The 17,516-nt window shown below is 56.3% G+C and carries 16 protein-coding genes; 6 read left to right on the top strand and 10 right to left on the bottom strand.

What is annotated here, in order from left to right; genetic code table 11:
• The 4 genes from Q0650_RS05925 to Q0650_RS05910 form a co-directional block, all read right to left on the bottom strand.
• A partial coding sequence (locus tag Q0650_RS05925; protein WP_298816893.1) for an ABC transporter permease occupies positions 1–1,055 on the bottom strand: 1,055 nt, incomplete at its 3' end.
• Positions 1,056–1,181: 126 nt separating this feature from the next.
• The gene (locus Q0650_RS05920) at positions 1,182–2,141 is read right to left on the bottom strand and encodes an ABC transporter ATP-binding protein (RefSeq protein WP_298816891.1); all 960 of its coding nucleotides are present in this window, start codon (positions 2,139–2,141) and stop codon (positions 1,182–1,184) included.
• Positions 2,138–4,483 (bottom strand): hypothetical protein, encoded by a 2,346-nt coding sequence (locus tag Q0650_RS05915; protein ID WP_298816889.1) that lies wholly within the window; start codon positions 4,481–4,483, stop codon positions 2,138–2,140. Before Q0650_RS05915 ends, Q0650_RS05920 begins: the two co-directional genes overlap by 4 nt.
• Before the next feature lie 144 nt (positions 4,484–4,627).
• Complete coding sequence (locus tag Q0650_RS05910; protein ID WP_298816887.1) at positions 4,628–4,762, bottom strand: hypothetical protein; 135 nt, start codon at positions 4,760–4,762, stop codon at positions 4,628–4,630.
• A gap of 161 nt (positions 4,763–4,923) precedes the next feature.
• Here Q0650_RS05910 and Q0650_RS05905 point away from each other — a divergent pair, with 161 nt between their 5' ends.
• The 3 genes from Q0650_RS05905 to murJ all read left to right on the top strand — a co-directional run bounded on the left by Q0650_RS05905 (position 4,924) and on the right by murJ (position 8,891).
• A complete protein-coding gene (locus Q0650_RS05905; RefSeq protein WP_298816885.1) occupies positions 4,924–5,760 on the top strand; it encodes a biotin--[acetyl-CoA-carboxylase] ligase in 837 nt (278 codons plus the stop codon).
• A gap of 452 nt (positions 5,761–6,212) precedes the next feature.
• Entirely contained in the window at positions 6,213–7,331 is a 1,119-nt protein-coding gene (locus Q0650_RS05900; protein WP_298816883.1) for an LCP family protein, read from the top strand.
• A gap of 3 nt (positions 7,332–7,334) precedes the next feature.
• The gene (gene murJ, locus Q0650_RS05895) at positions 7,335–8,891 is read left to right on the top strand and encodes a murein biosynthesis integral membrane protein MurJ (protein WP_298816881.1); all 1,557 of its coding nucleotides are present in this window, start codon (positions 7,335–7,337) and stop codon (positions 8,889–8,891) included.
• Between the two features lie 39 nt (positions 8,892–8,930).
• Here the strand turns inward: murJ and Q0650_RS05890 are convergent, their stop codons facing one another.
• The gene (locus tag Q0650_RS05890) at positions 8,931–9,893 is read right to left on the bottom strand and encodes a nucleoside hydrolase (protein WP_298816879.1); all 963 of its coding nucleotides are present in this window, start codon (positions 9,891–9,893) and stop codon (positions 8,931–8,933) included.
• Positions 9,894–10,027: 134 nt separating this feature from the next.
• On the opposite strand from Q0650_RS05890, the gene Q0650_RS05885 reads away from it, so the two are divergent.
• Together Q0650_RS05885 and pknB are read left to right on the top strand one after the other, a co-directional pair.
• Positions 10,028–10,534, top strand: a complete 507-nt coding sequence (locus Q0650_RS05885; RefSeq protein WP_298816877.1) for a ribonuclease H-like domain-containing protein — start codon at positions 10,028–10,030, stop codon at positions 10,532–10,534.
• Between the two features lie 39 nt (positions 10,535–10,573).
• Positions 10,574–12,373, top strand: coding sequence for a Stk1 family PASTA domain-containing Ser/Thr kinase (gene pknB, locus Q0650_RS05880; RefSeq protein ID WP_298816876.1), 1,800 nt, complete (start codon positions 10,574–10,576; stop codon positions 12,371–12,373).
• 79 nt (positions 12,374–12,452) lie between these two features.
• Here pknB and Q0650_RS05875 read toward each other — a convergent pair whose 3' ends face one another.
• The 5 genes from Q0650_RS05875 to rdgB form a co-directional block, all read right to left on the bottom strand.
• Positions 12,453–12,650: a hypothetical protein gene (locus Q0650_RS05875; RefSeq protein ID WP_298816874.1), complete on the bottom strand. Its 198-nt coding sequence runs from the start codon at positions 12,648–12,650 to the stop codon at positions 12,453–12,455.
• A gap of 134 nt (positions 12,651–12,784) precedes the next feature.
• Positions 12,785–13,489, bottom strand: coding sequence for an ABC transporter ATP-binding protein (locus Q0650_RS05870; RefSeq protein ID WP_367280795.1), 705 nt, complete (start codon positions 13,487–13,489; stop codon positions 12,785–12,787).
• Positions 13,490–13,657: 168 nt separating this feature from the next.
• On the bottom strand, positions 13,658–14,578 hold the full coding sequence (locus Q0650_RS05865) for a branched-chain amino acid transaminase (protein WP_298816870.1): 921 nt from the start codon (positions 14,576–14,578) through the stop codon (positions 13,658–13,660).
• Positions 14,579–14,635: 57 nt separating this feature from the next.
• Positions 14,636–15,439: an MBL fold metallo-hydrolase gene (locus Q0650_RS05860; RefSeq protein ID WP_298816868.1), complete on the bottom strand. Its 804-nt coding sequence runs from the start codon at positions 15,437–15,439 to the stop codon at positions 14,636–14,638.
• Positions 15,440–15,578: 139 nt separating this feature from the next.
• Positions 15,579–16,175, bottom strand: coding sequence for an RdgB/HAM1 family non-canonical purine NTP pyrophosphatase (gene rdgB / locus Q0650_RS05855; RefSeq protein WP_298816866.1), 597 nt, complete (start codon positions 16,173–16,175; stop codon positions 15,579–15,581).
• Positions 16,176–16,556: 381 nt separating this feature from the next.
• Between rdgB and Q0650_RS05850 the strand changes: the two genes are divergently transcribed.
• Positions 16,557–17,510: a decaprenyl-phosphate phosphoribosyltransferase gene (locus tag Q0650_RS05850; RefSeq protein ID WP_298816864.1), complete on the top strand. Its 954-nt coding sequence runs from the start codon at positions 16,557–16,559 to the stop codon at positions 17,508–17,510.
• The last annotated feature ends 6 nt before the right edge of the window (positions 17,511–17,516 follow it).

Here is a 17,516-nt window from a genome sequence, read left to right as displayed (position 1 = left end):
ATCGGCATCGGTTGGGCCGGCATCAGCCAGGGATCAACCGGCGGCACAATCCACCACCATTCGATCTGCATCCAGACGACCAGAGCTATCGCCCCCACTACCACTGCAAACCCCAGATCGCTCCAGCGCGGCCACCAGCGCCGCGCCGGCAGCGCGAAATGTGAACTGATCCAGAGCAAGACAAAGGTCAACAGACAGTACCCCAGCAGAGTTGCCCGGTAAACCGGCATCAAGACCGGACCTTCGGGCGCATAACGCACAATACCAACATTGAATTGTGACAGGAAAGGTACGGTCATGAAGGGATCACTGACACCGAAAAAAATCAAGTCAGGCTGAAAGGTGGTTGGCGTAACCGTAGTGACTGCCACAATTGCGCTAAATGGATTGAGGTATAACAGCCATGGCGGAGGATTTTGCCCCATCGGATTGCTAAATTGCGGCCAGATCGAAGCAACCAGTAATGGCACGCCGCAGAGTAGCAATACAATCGTGTAGCTCGCAATCGTTGCCGCCGTCGTGCGTCTGAACAACGTTGAACAAAACAAACCAATGGTGCCAAAGAAGAGCGCTGCGCTACCCAAGAGCAAAATGACCCACACCAGAATGCGCAGTTCGACGCCGCCGAAGATCAGTACAGTGCTGAATACCGGGATCGAAGCTATAATCAGGAGCAAGAGATAGCTCAGCGCGCCGATCAGTTTCCCTGTCAGCATTTGTCCGGGCCGCAATGGCGTGGCCAGCAACATATCGTAGGTCAGCCGTTCGCGTTCGCTACTGATTGCGCCGCTTGTCAGTACGGGCGCTACCAGCACGATGAAAAACATTTCAGTGAATGCCAGCCCTCGAAACAATGCCTGGCCGATGTGCGAACTGAGCACGACCATGCCAGTGCGAGCCTGCAAAACCATATACTGGTAAATACCGAATGCGCTCGCAATAAGCAACAGTAAGAAGATGGTCAGGATCAGATATGGCCGAAATCCTCGCATGCGTGTGCGCGCTTCGCGTACCAGGATCGGATTAAGTAGCGGCTGCCGGATTTGAGATGCCATAGTTACTCCTGCATATTGATCAAACCCACCGGTAATATGACCCTCGCCTGCCAACTACAACCTTGCCGCGCCTCGCGACACTTAATACCATCAAACCATCGCGCTGGTTCATTGGTGGAATATGCGTCAACTACCCGCCCTCACCGTATCTGCCGTCAAGCGGAGGAATAGTTCTTCCAGGTTTTCGCTGCGAGCGCTGAATTCGCTGACCGCAATACCGGCATTGATCAGCTCGGACAGCAGGGCTGCGCATTGCTCTTCGTTAATCGGTTCGTGGCAATCAACGACAAAACCACGTGGATCGGCGGCAGCAGCGCTTACAGCGCTCACCAGCGGCTGGCGTTGCAACAGCGCCAGCGCCGGGCCAACGTCGCTTTCACGGGCAATACGGAGCCGTAACCGCGAACCGGTTGCCAGTTGTTGCTGCACTTCGGCCAGGGAGCCACTGATTAACATTCGTCCGTGGTCAATGATGCCGATTGCATCACACACTTCGGCGAGTTCGCTGAGAATGTGTGAGCTGAGCATGATAGTCTTGCCCATATCACGCAAAGTGCGCAACAGTTCACGCAATTCCACTCGCGCGCGCGGATCAAGCCCACTGGCCGGCTCGTCAAGTAACAGCACCTTAGGATCATGCACCAGAGCATGCGCCAGACAGAGCCGTTGCTGCATACCCCGCGAGAGCGTCTGCACGAACGCATCACGCTTGGCGCTCAGATCAACCAGATCGAGCAGCTCATCAACTACTTGCCGCAACCGCGATCCTCGCAAGCCGTAGCAACGGGCAAAGAAATCGAGATACTCCCATACCCGTAGATCATCATAGACTCCGAAAAAGTCGGGCATGTATCCCACCAGTCGTTGCGCCGCGCGCATGGTTAAGCGCTCACCAAGCAGGTACACCTCGCCTTTGGTCGGCGTCAACAAACCGGCCAGAATGCGCAGCGTCGTCGTCTTGCCGGCTCCATTGGGACCGATGAATCCGTAGATACAACCCTGCTCCACCCGCAGGTTAAGCCTGTCCAGCGCAACCAGCTTCTTGTAGCGGTGGGTAAGCTCGACAGTCTCTATTGCCAGCGTCATGGCAGCCGCCCCCGTATAACCGGATCGATATACACACAGGAAAAGCTCTGGTTCTGGTCGAGCCGTTGCAACCGTACCCGCATGGCGCCATTGCCGTTGAGGAATCGCTCCGGCTGATCAATGCTCACCATCTGATTTTGAATGAGTGACTCGGTCAGGAGTGATACCCACTCACCGGTTGTCCAATCGTACACTTCGATTGAACCGTTCCAAAATATATCGGAGCGAATAGTCAATGACAATTCGCGCAATTGTATGTTGCTCAGAGCGCGGGGTAACGTAAAGCGAATCGTTGCAGGCTGAACATCGGGCACAACACCGAGCGTACTTCCCGCATAGCATGGACTATTCATCCCGCCTGCTTGTTCAATGGCACTCGCAAACCCACCAGTCAGCTTGACTTCACCGCTGAGCTGCAACTGCGCAGTACCGCGCACCAGCGCCAGTTGTTGCATCGTTGCCCGCCGACCGACCGGCTCAACCTGCGCCTGCTGCTCGCTGTACCATCCCATCACCAGCGGCTGCGCGCCACGGGTACCCACTCCATAACCATACAGGACATCGAGGACGCGACTGCGCAATTGCAACATCGGAGGCGGAGGTTGTCCTATGCGCCCACTTTCCTCAAACTGTGGCCCATAAATAATGTAGCCTAATGAAGCTCCATCGTAACTGTGCGGCGGCCGCTCAACCTGAACGACCCGCTGCTCACCGGGAGCAAGCTGGTCGATCATAGCAATATTGTCACCGTAAACCAGCACGACCTCTTCCAGCGCGCGATTACTGCGGTTCGTCACAGTACCCCGCATATCCTCACCATTGACCGTAATCTGCGCTTCCAGTCCCGGCGAGGCAACAATTTGATCTAGCGCGATCGCTTGCAATGACCATTGTAACACTGTTAAATCTTCAACCACCAGGCCATCGGCGGTAGCCTGGAGGTAGCGGCCATTGGATAGATTGCCCGAACTCCAAGGCCCTTGCGCCGAAATAGGACGCACCAATGCCGGTTCACCATTGATACGCAATTGGTAATCCGAGCTATCTGGTGAAAAGATGCCGATCACTTTGCGTTCTCGTGAGAGCGTTGGTTCAATTGCATCGATCAAGGTAAGCTGACTGACAATGACATCGCCGCCACGCATGTTAAAACCGACCGCGTAGGCGATCACCGCAAAGATGACCGTGATCGCCGGCACCACAATCCAGCCTAGAGCGAGTCGATCAAAGCGGCGCAAAACCAGATAGGTTACCGGCCCGACGACGATCAAATAGCACCCTAACAGCAAGCCGAGAACATTGATAGAAGGCAGATCAAGTGCCGGGAGACTGGTCAACGCATTAGCCAGATTTTCTTCCACAAACGTGGACAAGAGCTTGGCCCCAAAACCCATCCCCTCAGGCACAAATGACGGCGGTGGCAAAACAGCCTGCCACAACTCGCGCCAGCCACCCCAATTGCGCACTTCTGACGCAGTCAGATCGAACGCCAGCGCGATAATCTGACCTTCGCCATACCACTGACTGAAGGCCAGGGGCGAAGAACTGGCAAGGCGCGGCAACGTAAGTGGAGACACTTCACGTTTGGTTTCATCGCTGCGAGGAATTAATTCTAACGGGGTCAATGGTGGATCGTCGAGTGACGGTAACGGCCTTCCTGGTTGCACCGGCGCCAGTTCGGCAGGTAACAGACTCAATGTTCGAGCAATTCCCGTATCGCCATTAATGATCAACGTACCGCCACGCAACACCCATTCTTGCAACGAGCGCTGCTGAGCCGGCGTTAATTCAGTTGCGCCTGGATCGGTCAGAATCAAAGCATCGAAAGGCGATAGACCTAACCCTTCGACCGGCACATCAGCCCAGGATAGCAATGCGCTGGTAAGTTTGATGCGATCGGCCAGTTGCGCCGGTAATTGTGGCTCGCGTTCACCAACCATGCCAACCAGCAATCCTGTGCTGACCGGTTGCAATCGAACCGGCACGCTGGCCAGCTCTTCGCCATTCGCCAGAAGCCTCACGTTGAGCTGACGCGGCATACCGGTCACATACACGTAGATAGTTACACCCTTCCGGCTGCCGCCGGGTAGATCGACCATGGCGCTGTGGAAAGGGCCATTCGGAGTGCCGGCGACAATTTCAACCGTCTGATCAACGCCACTATTTGCAACCTCAATTAGAACCGGCAACCAGGTACCGGAACGCACATACCCCTGAAATGCCGCCCGCGCCGTGAGCGTGATGGCAGAACCTTGCGCAATTACCGGCGCAAACCACACAGTGCTTACTAACAGCACAACAATTAAGGCTGACAGCCTGGCCCATGCACGCTTCGCCTGCATGCGGTCTCCTTCCGCTTGCACGATCTTTACTCGTACCGTTTCAGAAACGTTGCTGATGGTGAAAAAGTTCCCTGAAAACACAACCGCACCTTCCCTCTACGAGAGGAGGCGCGGCAAACCAGGCTGCGGTACAATAGATGAGGCTCAGCGGCGGAAGCGACGCGACTGGCAACGATCACGGATACGGACCCGAATAAACTCAGGTTGCACCCGACGCAGCGAGATAAACAATCCACCGGCAATGATGATGATTGCCGCCAGTAGAACAAGAGTGGTCATACGCAAATCCTTTCCGCTGCGAAGAGGTGAGCACCCGCGAGGCAAGTGCATAATTTCAGGTTCAGTAGTGAGTAGTATAACGAAAAATTGTTACCACGTCCATACCATTTGGTAGATTTTTAGCGATTTTTCATCTTTGCCGCCACCCACCGGAGAAAGCTATGCTTGACCCTACCGCTATTCGCGCCGGACTGGCGCCCGACGCTACCTTGCCGGTAACCATCTACTGTTACGATCAGGTCAGTTCGACGATGGATCTCACGCGGACAGCGCTTGCGACCCTACCCCCCGAAGCGCTGCCAGTCTTGATTACGGCTGAAGAGCAAGTAGCCGGTCGTGGCAGGCTCGGTCGGCGCTGGATCGCGCCACCGGGCAGCGCGCTCCTCTTCTCACTCGGCTTGCGCCCACCGCCGATCGTCGCCACTACACCAGCAACCCTCATCTGGCTGGCAACAGTTGCGCTGCTGGAAACGATCGATACCACCACACCGCTAAAAGCCGGCTTGAAATGGCCTAACGACGTGCTGGTGCAAACACCAACCGGCTGGGCTAAAACTGCCGGTATCCTTCTGGAAGGAAGCTGGGATACTGGCCGGCTGGTATGGGCTATTATCGGCTGTGGAGTCAACGTCAGTGCCGCGCCCGAACTACCAGCTACCCTTTACCCCGCTACAGCGCTGACGTTAGCCGGCGCGCCCATGATAGATCGTCTCCACCTGCTCCATACACTGCTGCGCCGGTATGACTTCTGGTTCCGGCAATTGCAGGCCGGTGAAACCGAACGGTTGTGGCAAACCTGGCGTAGCCGGCTGATTACGCTCGGCCAAATGGTCACCATCACGACTGGCAATGACGTTATTCACGGCGAGGCAGTTGATGTTGATCGCAGTGGAACACTCATTGTGCGTGAACCGACCGGTATCATACGGATGGTTGAGAGCGGTGATGTTGGCCTGATCGGTCAACCCGACCAGAGCACCGATCATAGCGATGGATGAGATGAGTTGAACATTGCGCACAAGACACGTGTCAGGTTCGGTTGCAACCACTCGACACATCTGAGGAAAATTGCAGCAGGGATACAACAATATCGCTGACAGATGTTATGGCAGCGATGCAGACACGAGGCAGAGCCAGCGCCGGCAGAGCCAGATACAACAATATCGCTGACAGATGTTATGGCAGCGATACTCGTAGCGTAAAGAGAATAAACGCTGCTTATCCAGATCATTCGACCTCGCATCAGTTATTTTTCAGCTTCGCATCATTGTGTGTGATGTTCACGCGGTTGCATTGATGTGGTATAGTAACAAACGGCACGAACGATGCTAGCAAAGATGCCCGATCCACGTCCGATCGCTGCGCTGCGCGACCAGTCTGCAACAAATTACCCCGGTATAGCGTCGTCCAAGGCAGAGCGAACGGCATCTGAAATTCGGAGCAGGAGGTTATGTTAGCTTCGCGCAGGCGCGTTCTTACCGGCGCCGCACTCATTATAAGCCTGATAGTCGTAGCCACGATGCTGCGCATTGCCTTTGAATGGCGGCAGGCGCTTATCGATATCGATTCAATGATTGTCACGCCGGCTACCTTGCCGACAGCGGCAATCGTTCAACCAACCGCTCAACCACCTCTTCCTTTGGATGAAATCTACGGCCCGCCACCAGCGCCACCAACGCCACAGCCAACCATGCCGGAAGTGGCAGCCGTTAACCCGCCGGAAGCAACGGCTACCGCCGAAGCGCTCAGGTTGAGCCGATCCGAACTGAACATTCTGTTGTTGGGAACTGATGCCCGCCCTGAAGATACCAGTCCTACCCGCACCGATGCTATCGTAGTAGTACACATTGCTCGCGATACCGGTCGTGTCAGCATGCTCTCCATTCCTCGCGATCTCTGGGTTAGCTATCCGACCGGCGGCGAAGGCCGCATCAACGCCGCTTACGCCATCGGTGAAAACCGCTTTGGCCCCGGCGGTGGCGCTGCGCTGGCAAAATCGACCGTGAGCAAGTTGTTAGGTGTGCCAATCGATTATTTTATTCTGATCAACTTTGAAGGTTTTAAGAAGATTATCGATCTGATCGGTGGCATCGAAATTGATGTGCCTCGCCCAATCTACGATCCGGCCTATCCCACCGAGGACTATGGCACCATTGAAGTTTCGTTTGCCGCCGGTCGCCAGTGGATGGACAGCGAGCGCGCCCTGATTTACGCCCGCACCCGCCACGCCGATAGCGACTTTGGGCGCAACCAGCGGCAACAACAGGTACTGATGGCTATTTTCCAGCGCGTCCGCGACCGCGGTCTGTTGCAGCAAATCACCAGTCTCGACGATTATACCGGCGCGCTGCGCGGCTATGTGACAACCGATCTCAACCATCGGATGATGCTCGAACTGGCTAGCTTCGCGCGCGTGGTTGATAGCGAGAATATCTTGCGCTACGCAATCGACTCGTCGTCGATTGTGGAACTTGGCGGCGGCGCAACGTTCCGGGTGCAACCGCAGGCTTTGCGACGAATCGTCGCCCAGTTTACTGGCGAAGCTGTCTCAACGGCTGGCGGCGAATAGTTCATGCCTGTGACCGAGTCTTCTGCGCCAGGTGGTATCTTCCGGAGTATCGCCCTTGCGGCGTTGCTCATCAGTTTGGGCAACATCACCAGTCGCCTGCTCGGGTTGGTGCGCGAGCCGATCATTGCCGCCTATTTCAGCCGCGGTCTGGCGGTTGACGCCTTCACCCTCGCCTGGACTCTGCCCAATGCCCTGTATGAACTCCTCGTCAGCGGTGCAGTCAGCGCGGCGCTGGTGCCGGTATTTAGCGAGTATGCCGAACGAGACCGCGCCGAATTCTGGCATGTTGTCTCGACAGTGCTCACGCTGGCATTCACTGTGCTGGTCATTGCCAGCGCACTGCTGGCGTGGCAAGCTCCACTCGCTGTGTCACTCCTTGCCCGCTCTACCGAGGCGGCGCTGCAAATGGAAGCTATCGCGCTGGTAGGCTGGCTGTTGCCTGCTGTCACCCTGATGGGGATCTCCGGAGTCGTTACCGCCATTTTGCACGCTCAACGTCGGTTCCTGTTGCCGGCGTTCGTGGCAGCGACGTTCAATGCCGGCATGATCGCCGGTATTGTTATACTTGCCCCAATGATCGGCATCAAGAGCCTGGCCGTCGGTACACTCCTGGGGGCGTTTGCCCAACTGCTCATTCAGTTACCCGGATTGCGTGACTCCCAAATCCGGTTCCGATTTAATTTGCGCCATCCGGCAGTGCGACGCATTTTACGCCTGTATGCGCCCGTTACGCTGGGTATCGGTTTTTCGCTCATCGGCACTGTCATCGACCGCTGGCTGGCTTCAGGGTTTCCGGCTGCGCTGTCAACGATGCGCTTTGCCACCACGTTAATTCAGTTTCCGCTTGGCCTGGTCGCGTCGGCAGTCGCGCTCGCTGTGTTGCCAACGCTCTCACGGCAAAGCGCTGCCGGCGATGATCCGGCCTTTCGCGCCACACTGGCAATGGGCTTGAAAGTGGTATTGCTCCTGATCCTGCCGGCAACCGCCGGCCTGGCTGCGCTCAGTGTTCCTATCACCGCCACGTTATTCGAGCGCGGCGCGTTCGGGCCAGATGATACGGTCATTACTGCGCTAGCCTTGCTGCTGTATCTGCCGGGATTGCCAGCGGCGGCAATTGACCAGATGTTGCTGTTTGCCTTCTACGCGCGCAAGAACACCCTCATTCCTAATCTGATTCAGGGCGCGGCGATTCTTTGCTACCTGGTGGTTGCCATACCGCTGGCCGAATGGACACCTCTGGGATTTTTAGGGCTGGTATTGGGCAACTCGGCCCAGTGGATCGGCCATGCCATCATCACAGCATGGATCTTGCAACGTTCGCTCTCCCTCCGCGGCTTGCGACTCGGCGAAGCAATGGTGAAAGGTCTGGCGGCCAGCGGTCTGATGGCGCTGGCCGTCAGCGGGATCGCCGCTACGCTGGGCAGCGTATGGCCACCGTTAGCGCAGGTAGCGGTAGCCGGCAGCGCCGGTTTCATAATCTATACGCTGATCGCTGTTGGCTTGCGGCTGGAAGCGGCCACGTTCCTGCTCAACCTGATACGGGAACGTTTGCAGCGATAAGATTGTCTTGCCCTACTCCAATGAAATGAACACCTCCTCCTATGATGCATATAGGCGCTGCTCAAGGGCTTGCATCCGCTCGACGAACAACGACAGGAAGCGCGGCGTATCAAAGCCAACCACCGCTCGCGCATTGGGTTGACGCCCATCGCTCAGCATAAAATCAGCCACCGTAAATCCCATCGTCAGCGGGCTACAGATCTCGACTGTCACGTGGACATCAGCATACGTTGCCAGATCGGGAAGAAACACCAGCGCCAGCGCAGCCGGATCGTTAATGGCGCAGCCATCGTAGCCGAAGTAACGCTGGTGAAACTCGATGTAAAATCGAGTCGCATCGGCGATGAAACGACCGATTGGCTTGCCGGGCAAAGCCATACGCTGCACCTCACTCTCGTGCAGACGCACCAGGCGGGTAATATCCCAGGGCATGATGACCAGTGGCGCCCCGGACGAAACGACGATCTGAGCCGCGTGCGGATCGGCGTAGACGTTGAATTCGGCGCGGGGAGTTACATTACCGTCAGCGCGTAAAGCGCCACCCATCATTACAATTTCGCGCAACGCGCCGGCCAACCGCGGTTCTTTGCGCAAAGCCAGCGCCACATTGGTGAGCGGCCCAACCGCAACCAGCGTCACTTCACCAGGATTAGCCAGAACAGTATCAATGATAAAGTCAACTGCATGCTTTCTGGCAGGCTGTATCTGAGCTGGCGGCAACTGCGCATAACCCAACCCGCGCTGACCATGGGTGTCGTGAGCAGTAGTTAGAGGTCGCAATAATGGTCGATCACACCCCACGAATAATGGGATCTGCTGACCGCCACCGAGTTCGAGCACAGACAAACCATTGGCAACCGCTTCATCCAGCGTGCAGTTGCCATGCACCACACTAAGGCCAAGTAACTCAATCTCAGATGAGGCCAGCGCCAGCAAAATCGCCAGCGCATCATCAATGCCCGGATCAGTATCGAGAATGATCCGACGGGGCAAGGAACTCATCGCGCCTCCTTAATGCAGGAAACAAATAACCAGGCATCTTCGTTGATTACTATAGCACAAGTAAAACAACGCGCATTGACGCCCTGCAAAGGGCATGCCATAATGGGCGCGAGAAATTGACCACAGGAGCTGAGATGCGTGCCTACCTCGATATCGAAACAACCTACAGCGGCACGATCAGCGTTCTCGGCATCTACCGGCATGATTATGGCAGCATCCAACTGGTTGGTGGCGGGATTTGCGATCTTGCGCTTTATGATGCTCTTTCCGGTATCACAACTATCGTGACGTTCAACGGGAGCAGCTTCGATCTACCGGTGATCAGGCGAAGATTGCACGTCGATCTGCTGGCCGAGTTTGCTCACCGCGATCTCCTGCGCGATTGCCGCCGCCGCGGGTTGCGTGGTGGCCTGAAAGTGGTCGAAGAGACCCTGGGAATTGCGCGCGCTTCCACCGGACTCAGCGGACGTGACGCGCCGCAGCTTTGGGAGCGCTATGAGCAGTATGGCGATCAAGCAGCTTTACAAATCTTGCTCGACTACAATCGTGACGATATTGTAAACCTGGCATTGCTGGAAGCCATTCTCGATGCTGACCACCCTCTGCCGGCAAATCCGGCGCGTCTCGTAAAATTACAGTAAATCGTTGTTAGTTTGGTATTTTTGAAGCATAGTCGAACAATGCAAACGCAACTGCTTGATGGCCGCTATCAGATCGAACAACTGCTCGGCGAGGGCGGTATGGCGCGTGTCTACCTGGGACGCGACTTGCGCCTGAACCGCCCGGTCGCGATCAAGATCCCCTATCCCCACCTGATGACCGATCCCGACTTCCTGGCTCGTTTCCGCCACGAAGCGCATGCCGCTGCCATGGTGAGCCATCCCAATCTGGTCGATGTCTACGATGTTGGTCAGGACGGCGACCAGCACTACATTGTGATGGAATACGTTGCCGGCGTGACCCTGAAACAGTTGATTCATCGCGAAGCGCCGTTTGCCATCCCGCGCGCAGTGCGGTTCGGCGAGCAGATTGCGCTTGGCCTGCACGCCGCCCATCGCGCCGGCCTGATTCATCGCGACATCAAGCCACAGAACATCATCGTTACCGACGATGGACATGTGCGCATTACCGATTTCGGCGTTGCCAAAAGCCACCTCTCAACGGCAACGACCGAAACCGGCATCACTCTGGGAACGGTTGACTACATTGCGCCTGAACAGGCGCAGGGTCGTCCGGCAACGCCGCAATCTGATATTTATGCGCTCGGTGTGGTGCTCTATGAGATGCTGACCGGGCGTCTCCCCTTCACTGGCGAGACGCCGCTGGCAGTGGTTATGAAGCATATCAGCGAACCACCGCCGCCACCACGCCGATACAATCCACAAATTCCCGCTACCCTCGAGGCAATTATTCTGCGCGCACTGGCGAAAGATCCGGCGCAGCGGCAGCGTAGCGCGCTTGAGCTTGCCGAGGAGCTGCGCTCTTATGAACGACTGGTTTCCCAGGCAACTGTGGTCAACGCTGGCGCGGAATCAGCGCCAGCTCAGCCCCGACCATCTCCGCCGCGACCGGCGCAAGTCTCCGCCAGCCGACCAGCCGCCATCCCCAATCCGCGCCCGGTAACCACCCGCGCGCCAAGACAGGAAGGGGTAGGATGTGGCGCCTTTTTTGTGGGCATGCTGACACTCATCGGAGTGCTGGCCGTAGTCTTTCTAGTTAGCAGCGGTATTCTCCCTAATATCTTTGGCGGCAATTCTGAGCGACCAACAACCCAGCAACCCGGTCAAAATCCAACCACGACTCCAGAACCTACCGTGATACCCACCGCTGTTGTGCCCGAACTGATAGGCCGTAGCGATGGCGAGGCCCGCGAATTATTGCAGCAGAATCAGCTTATTCCAGCGCCGAGCAGCGAATATAATCGCGATGTGCCGCAGGGAATTGTGATTACACAGACAATTTCCCCTGGCACAATCGTTGAAATTAACAGCCCGATCTCCTACACAGTGAGTTTAGGACCCCTTCTGGTTGCGGTGCCCGATGTGACCGGCACGCGCAACGACATCGCTCGTTCTCAGTTGACCGCAGCCGGTTTTGTAGTCAATACGGTGGAGGAACCCAGCCAGACGATCGACGCCGGGTTTGTCATTCGTCAATCGCCCAGCCCAATGCTCCGCATTCCCCAGGGTGATCCGGTAACGATTTACGTCAGCTTAGGCGATGTTGTGCGCTTCCCTGATGTGATCGGACGCAATCGCGCCGAAGCGGAAGCGATTCTCGCTAACACGCCCGGATTGACGCTGGTGTTTGTTGATGTCCAGGGGCGGGATCGACTCCTCGCTGATTTCGACCGCTACCAACCTAACGAGGTAGTTAGCGCTGCCCGGTTAGCTGGTGGCAACCAGATCATTGGGATTAGCAATGGCGATTATCTGCCTCGCGGCAGCGGCATTGTTTTAGGCGTCCGGGCAGAAGAGTAGACGATCAAGAAGCGTTTCAAACAGTCTGCGGGTGGCGCTGCTGCCACCCGCAGTTGTTTAACGCCGATCCGCGCCATTATCAGGCGTGATCAGCGGGATTAACATGTTGGGAATGCAAGCGCTCTGCTTCAGCCAACAGGCGCTGACGTTCGCTCACGCTCAAAGCCCGATCGGCAAAGCGGCGCCATTCTTCATTCGTGGCCCAGGCCCACTGACCGGCAGTGGTCGTGATCCAGCGTGGCGCTTTGGGTGTCGTGTGGGTGTTCATTTGCATCATGCTTCTTCGACCTCCTTTATTGTTCAGGAATACACAACTTTTATATCATACTGATACCGGTCACAAAGCTACAATACTGCTGCTAGCTTGCAACCGGCTAAATAAAACGGCACCACCGTATGACAGACCGGTTATTACGCCGTCAACAACGCTTCTTCGATAATGCGACCATTGCGCAACTGAAAGACCCGATCGGCCACTCCGATCATCTCGCGACTATGCGTGACCATCAACAACGTTTTACCAACCTGCCGGGTGAGGCGGTCAAGCAGATCGAGGACCTGGCTACCAGTATCGCTGTCAAGATTACCGGTCGGTTCATCGGCCAGGACGAGATCGGGGTTATGCACCAGGGCGCGGGCAATTGCTACCCGTTGCTGCTCGCCACCACTGAGCCGATCGGGATAGGTATGGGCGCGATCGGCCAGACCAACCGCGGCCAGCATATCCAGCGCCCGTTCACGGGCAGTTGAGCCGCGCAAGCCGTTCAGTTCAAGCGGCAGAAGCACATTTTCGAGCGCTGTCAGCGTCGGCACCAGGTTGTAGAATTGAAAGACAAACCCAATCGACCGACGCCGGAAGAGAGTGCGCTCTCGCTCACTCAGTTGATCGAGCCGACGGCCCGCCACCCAAATAATGCCTGAAGTCGGCGTGTCGATACCACTGACCAGATTGAGTAAGGTGCTCTTGCCGCTACCACTCTTGCCGAGCAAGACCACAAACTCACCGGCAGCGACCGTGATCGTAATGTCGCGCAACACGGTGCGTTGCTGTTCACCTTCAAGGTATGATTTTGTGACCTGCTCGCACCGGATGACAGTTTTGTCAATCATTTGCATGGTTTTTCAAAAAGTTTTGCACAGCTATATGATCATTATACGGCATGTTGCCCAGAAATTGCAACGCACTGCGGCATACTGAATGACGTAAACGCAAAAACGCGAAGACGTTGGGCGTCTGTTGTTGACGCTGAACGTCTTCGCGGCAACGCTATTGAGACTCGTCTATCAGGCGTATTCAAGCCAACCGTAGCGATCAGGCCGCTCGCCCTGCACAATGGCAAAGAAGGATTCCTGCACCGCGGCAGTAATTGGCCCCCGGCGACCAGAGCCAACCGGAATGCGATCAACCGAACGGATCGGCGTGACTTCAGCAGCCGTGCCGGTGAAGAACAGCTCGTCGGCCAGATAGAGCATCTCACGCGGCAGGATCTGCTCGCGCACCTCAATGTTCATCTCGCGTAACAGTGTCATCACCGTGTCGCGAGTGATTCCGCTCAGAATTGAAGAGGTTAACGGCGGGGTGTAAACCACGCCATCCCGCACTAAAAAGAGATTCTCTCCGCTACCCTCACTGACATGGCCATCGGCATCGAGCGCGATACCTTCAGCGTAGCCATTAGCCATAGCTTCCATCTTGATCAATTGTGAATTCATGTAATTGCCACCCGCCTTGGCCAATGCCGGCATCGTGTTGGGCGCAAAGCGATTCCACGACGAGATACAAACATCGACGCCTTGCTCCATCGCCTCTGCGCCGAGGTATTTACCCCACTCGATTGTGGCAATCGCTACTTCAACCGGATTGTTAAGGGGATTTACGCCAATCTCGCCGTAACCGCGGAAGACCACCGGCCTGATATATCCTGAACGTAACCGGTTGGCACGCACTGTCTCTTTCACTGCTGCCACCAACTGATCGAGCGTGTAGGGAATGGCCGTGCGATAGATTTTAGCCGAGTCGATCAGGCGCCGCATATGTGGAGTCAGGCGAAAGATCGCCGGCCCTTGCGGTGTTTCGTAGCAGCGGATGCCCTCAAAGAAGCTGGTACCGTAATGGATAACGTGAGCCATTACGTGGACGGTCGCTTTATCCCACTCTACCAGCTCACCGTTGAACCAGATGTAATCCATTTTCTGGATCGGCATCGATCGTCTCCTTTACTGTTCCTGACCGGATATATCACAAGCAAACAGTTCTGCTTGTTACCACCATTCACGAGCCTGCCAGCATGGCATCCCGCCTGACCCTGGTCGCGCGCGGGCCGGCAGCGCGCGCAGCGATGGTAGATGCCGTAGCCCGGCCTGACGCAATGCGCGGCTCACGCTTTCCACCGCTACCTGAGGTGTATTGGCATGACGCGAGAGATGGGCTAGCCAGACATCGCTACTGCCGCGCCGGGTCATCACCTGGGCCAGCAACTGGCCGCACTGCGTATTATCAAGATGACCGCGCGGACTGCTGATCCGCTGGCGCACTGACAATGGGTAAGGAGCTGCCGACAATAGCGCGCGGTCGTGGTTTGCTTCCAGAATGATCAGATCTGCGGCAGTAAGCGCGTTGACAGTGGCCTCATCCCAACTTCCCAGGTCAACCGCCACTGCCACCGTCACCCCTGCGGCCTGAATGCGATAGCCGACCGGATCGGCAGCATCATGCGCCACGGGAAAACTTTCGACGGTAAATGTTCCAATTGCGCCTCGTTCGCCAACCGGCAAGATGGCCGTTGGCGCTGCCGCTACCGTCTCGCCAAGAGCTGCCAGAGTGAGCGCATTCGCAACTAACGGCACGCAATACCGACGCGCAAAGGCTGCGGCGCTCAAGGCATGATCATCGTGCTCGTGGGTTAACAAGACCGCTTTGATCTGCGTCGGCGCAGTGCCGTGCCATGCCAGCAACTGCTCGATTGCGCGTAATGAGATACCGGCATCAATCAGCAGCGCTTCATCACCTGCGCGCGCGAGGATTGCATTTCCTGCGCTGCCTGACGCTAACGCCACTACAAACACCCGATCCTCCTGAAACAAGCCCTGCGCGCTGTGAGCAAGGCTTCATCTTGCATCAAAAAGAACAGAATAGCGAGCGCGCCCAACCTGCGCATTTTGACGTAGCGCAACTCCTGATAAGCTGTAACGTTGTGCCATGTTGTTATTGCTCAAGCAGCCAGCGCGCCAGCACTTCACGCGCCGCGCGCGCTGCTTGCGCGCGATGGCTGATCTGATTCTTGCGCTCGGCGCTCAACTCGGCCAGGGTTGCATCTTCATCAAGGACGTAGAATAGTGGATCGTAGCCGAATCCCCCGCTACCCCGCGGCGCAAACTCAATGACTCCAGGCAACGTTCCCTCAACCAGTTCGGTAGGACGTTCCGGGTGTGCCAGCGCGATCACGCAGACAAACCGGGCCAACCGTTGATGCCAGGGCACATCACGCATCTGATCAAGCAGGTATTGCAATTGTGCCAGACCGGTCACACCACCGTAGCGCGCCGAGTGGACACCAGGCGCGCCACCGAGCGCCGCCACCTCCAATCCGCTATCATCAGCCAGCGTCGGCAACCCGCTGAGCGCGCAATAGCCTTCCGCTTTGAGACGGGCATTTTCGGCAAAGGTTTGACCTGTCTCGGCCACCACGGTGGTGATGCCCAGATCGGCAAGCGAGTGGAGGCGCAGGTTGAGATCGGCGAATATTGCCGCAAATTCGCGCAATTTTCCCGGATTGTGGGTGGCAATAAGGAGTTCATGCATGGTGTAACGTTACCGTGATCGCAATAAACGTGACCGATGACTGCGAAACTGTTTGCCATTGTACACGAATGTCTGGCTCGAAGCAATTGTGGTGAGGCCAGCTATGGACATCGGTAATAGCGCCATATCTGCATGGTACTGCCTATGGGCCACTCTCACGTTCATATTGCCTCCGTTTCGCCACAGCACAATCACGCGCGCCGGAAATGATACCAGCCAGCGCGCAAGTGAGCCGCGCACATCCTGCTGGCTTCGAACGAGTGATTTGTATTCCATTGGTCGAATGTCAACGCGCCGAAACAGTAACCTGCTTTGACGATTGCTACCCTGGTCGGGTACAATCAACAAAGGTTGATCGCGATACACATCCAACAAGTTGTTATGAAGGATTTTTCCAGCTCTCAATCAATCCAGCAAGCCGCGCCGCTGAGCGTACAGTCGCTACGCGCGCTGGTGCGCACGATGCGTCCACGACAGTGGATCAAGAACGTGTTCGTCTTCGCCGCCATTGCCTTCTCGGAAGGGCGGCTCTGGTATACCGAACCCTCCCAGCTTTTGCGCGTCATCGGCGCATTCATTGCGTTTTGTATGGCGGCAAGTGCCATCTATCTGCTCAATGATCTGGTCGATATTGAAAAAGACCGCGCGCATCCGAAGAAACGTCATCGTCCACTGGCCGCCGGCTTGCTCAGCCCAACGCTGGCTGCGGTTGCCGCGGCGCTGCTCATGATTATCGTCTTTCCGTTGGCGATCTGGCTTGATCACGACCTTGATTTTGCTATTGTGCTGGCAGTTTATGTAATTGTGCAGGGATTTCTTTACAGCTTCTGGCTGAAGAATATTGTGATCTTTGACATTCTTATCATTGCCGCCGGTTTTATCTTGCGCGCAATTGCCGGCGCTGCCGTCATCGACATCGTCATCACACCCTGGTTGATTGTCTGTATGGGCCTGCTGGCCCTCTTCCTTGGTATCGGTAAGCGTCGTCACGAATTAAAGCTGCTTGAAGATGGGGCCGGCAATCATCGCCGTATCCTGGAGGAATATTCCATCCCGTTGCTCGATCAGATGCAGGCAATTGTTACGGCCAGCATCGTGATGGCTTACAGCATGACGGCTTTCTCTGCGCCGGTCGCGCCACAAGAGCCGTTTCCCATGTTGATGATCACCATTCCGTTTGTGGTGTATGCCATCTTCCGCTATCTGTATCTGATCCATCAGCGTGATGGCGGTGGCGCGCCTGAAGATCTTGTGTTGCAGGATCGTCCGCTGGCATTGAGTATCGTCTTGTGGGGCATAACTGTTCTGGGTATTTTGATTATCTTCCCGTCGTGACACGCC

It is taken from the genome of uncultured Chloroflexus sp. (assembly GCF_937129525.1).
Taxonomy (GTDB): domain Bacteria; phylum Chloroflexota; class Chloroflexia; order Chloroflexales; family Chloroflexaceae; genus Chloroflexus.
The sequence above is the reverse complement of the archived record's forward strand: the minus strand, read 5'-3'. Positions and strand labels throughout refer to the sequence as shown.

Excerpts from the sequence above, each read along its gene's own strand:
- Q0650_RS05920 (WP_298816891.1), bottom strand. The coding sequence starts at position 2,141 with ATGACGCTGGCAATAGAGACTGTCGAGCTTACCCACCGCTACAAGAAG.
- murJ (WP_298816881.1), top strand. The coding sequence starts at position 7,335 with ATGCCTGTGACCGAGTCTTCTGCGCCAGGTGGTATCTTCCGGAGTATC.
- Q0650_RS05870 (WP_367280795.1), bottom strand. The coding sequence starts at position 13,489 with ATGCAAATGATTGACAAAACTGTCATCCGGTGCGAGCAGGTCACAAAA.
- Q0650_RS05890 (WP_298816879.1), bottom strand. The coding sequence starts at position 9,893 with ATGAGTTCCTTGCCCCGTCGGATCATTCTCGATACTGATCCGGGCATT.
- Q0650_RS05900 (WP_298816883.1), top strand. The coding sequence starts at position 6,213 with ATGTTAGCTTCGCGCAGGCGCGTTCTTACCGGCGCCGCACTCATTATA.
- Q0650_RS05905 (WP_298816885.1), top strand. The coding sequence starts at position 4,924 with ATGCTTGACCCTACCGCTATTCGCGCCGGACTGGCGCCCGACGCTACC.
- Q0650_RS05915 (WP_298816889.1), bottom strand. The coding sequence starts at position 4,483 with ATGCAGGCGAAGCGTGCATGGGCCAGGCTGTCAGCCTTAATTGTTGTG.
- Q0650_RS05910 (WP_298816887.1), bottom strand. The coding sequence starts at position 4,762 with ATGACCACTCTTGTTCTACTGGCGGCAATCATCATCATTGCCGGTGGA.
- pknB (WP_298816876.1), top strand. The coding sequence starts at position 10,574 with ATGCAAACGCAACTGCTTGATGGCCGCTATCAGATCGAACAACTGCTC.
- Q0650_RS05885 (WP_298816877.1), top strand. The coding sequence starts at position 10,028 with ATGCGTGCCTACCTCGATATCGAAACAACCTACAGCGGCACGATCAGC.
- Q0650_RS05865 (WP_298816870.1), bottom strand. The coding sequence starts at position 14,578 with ATGCCGATCCAGAAAATGGATTACATCTGGTTCAACGGTGAGCTGGTA.
- Q0650_RS05850 (WP_298816864.1), top strand. The coding sequence starts at position 16,557 with ATGAAGGATTTTTCCAGCTCTCAATCAATCCAGCAAGCCGCGCCGCTG.
- Q0650_RS05875 (WP_298816874.1), bottom strand. The coding sequence starts at position 12,650 with ATGATGCAAATGAACACCCACACGACACCCAAAGCGCCACGCTGGATC.
- rdgB (WP_298816866.1), bottom strand. The coding sequence starts at position 16,175 with ATGCATGAACTCCTTATTGCCACCCACAATCCGGGAAAATTGCGCGAA.